Origin of the sequence: Pedobacter sp. HMWF019, from assembly GCF_003061025.1 — a bacterium.
GTDB lineage: Bacteria > Bacteroidota > Bacteroidia > Sphingobacteriales > Sphingobacteriaceae > Pedobacter.
The window spans coordinates 1-1,633 of sequence record NZ_QAIL01000297.1 but is presented as its reverse complement, the minus strand read 5'-3'; the positions used below and the strand labels follow the sequence as shown (position 1 = coordinate 1,633).

Annotated in this window: 2 protein-coding genes; one reads left to right on the top strand and one right to left on the bottom strand. The window is 31.7% G+C overall.

Going from position 1 to position 1,633, the window contains the following annotated elements; genetic code table 11:
• Positions 1–759 precede the first annotated feature (759 nt).
• Entirely contained in the window at positions 760–966 is a 207-nt protein-coding gene (locus tag DBR11_RS16885; RefSeq protein WP_108553823.1) for a hypothetical protein, read from the top strand.
• Between the two features lie 47 nt (positions 967–1,013).
• On the opposite strand, the gene DBR11_RS29645 is transcribed toward DBR11_RS16885, so the two are convergent.
• Positions 1,014–1,633: hypothetical protein (locus DBR11_RS29645; RefSeq protein WP_158275309.1), on the bottom strand; the 620-nt coding region annotated here is incomplete at its 5' end.

Here is a 1,633-nt window from a genome sequence, read left to right as displayed (position 1 = left end):
GCACTGCATTATAAAAAGAATCATAGTAGGGTTACAATGGACATTGAGAACGTGCTACTTTACATCGCTTTTAAAAAACCAGAGAGCGTTATTTTGCTTTTCAAAAGTAAATAGGTTTCCATTTTTCGATGGTGTAAAATCATAAATATATAGGGAGAAAATTATTTTTTTCTGCGATTTTTTAGGTGAAATGTTAGCGGATTTTTCCAGTAAACACGAAGCCCGGCGTTTTTAACCGGGCTTCAATTACATTAAATTTACTGTATGGTAAATAACTCAATCGACGATGTTTACAACCTAGTGTACTAGTTCGTAACTCACTTCTCTACATTTAATTTTGAAATCAGAGTTCTCATTTCCCTAAATTTCGAGTTTCCAAATATTAATGGAAAAAAATCGAAGGTAGTGACTCCATCTGTTAAAAGTGCTGCATTTGTAAAAACACTAGATTGATTTTCCTTTTCTATAAAGCTATAACGTTATACAATTTAATTTTCAGAAATTATTAATTTAGCTATATTCAAGGCTGTTAGTTCGTCATCAAATAAATACCCTTTGAACTATTTATTGCTCACTTATTCTATTCATCCAGTAAAATACCAGTATTCACATTAGTTATTGATAATGTTACTTACCCTGGTTTTAACTTTAGAAAATATTCAATCATATAGTTAATTATCATATAAATTAACTATTAATAGTTGCCAATTTTTTTTAGGTCCAAAAAGTTATTGCTAACTTTACTATCGGAAAAACCAGATGAAGAACAAACCTACTAAACCAGATACCAGAGCACAACTTGAGGCATTAAAACACCCCAACGGTTATGTATATGTAATTGAGGAAAATTATGCAAATAGGGATAACGTTCCTCCAAGTGCAATACTAGGTGCATGGAAAGTCAATAAGTATGGCATAATAGAAGGAGGTTTTATTTCTAATTCTAATTATAAAAACAATAACTAGGTTGTGAGTCAAAGGTGATTGGAATGTCTGTCCGAATTTTCAAGCGATTACCAAATAACAGTCCAATAAATTACTGTTTGTTTTTTTTTACTTATTGCGACTCCTTTCGAGTATCCATTTTTCCAATTATTTGGCATTTGAGGATCTGGCCCCAAAGCAAATTCTGTTCCCCACGAATCGACTTTTTTCGCATCCAGCACATAGATCGTAAAACTATCATCTAATCTAAAATCCCTATTCATAATATTTTGATGTGAACCAATAAAATTGGGGACTGGATATTTTTTGTTGTAGCAATCCCTATTAATCAAAGTACTATCGGTAATAATTGGAATTTCTAAACTATCCTTAGAGCCCGCAGTTTCGAAGCGATTGACAATTAGCAAACAAGAATCTGTAGGTTTATACTCTGCGATAGCTTTGTCTCTGATTTTTTTTAATACTGAATAGATTGTATCCTGATTTACATTATATTGATAAAGTAAGAGATTGAAATCGTTTTTTTTTTCACTCTTGGCGGAAAACATACTACTCTCATTTCCGGATCCATTCTTTTTTACTGGAAAATGATTAATAAAACTCTTTCTAAAGAAACCCATCGCTTCCTGATAATCTCTTTCAGAACTATTGGATACATTACTTTGTGCACAACTGTAGAGTACACTTA

Excerpts from the sequence above, each read along its gene's own strand:
- DBR11_RS16885 (WP_108553823.1), top strand. The coding sequence starts at position 760 with ATGAAGAACAAACCTACTAAACCAGATACCAGAGCACAACTTGAGGCA.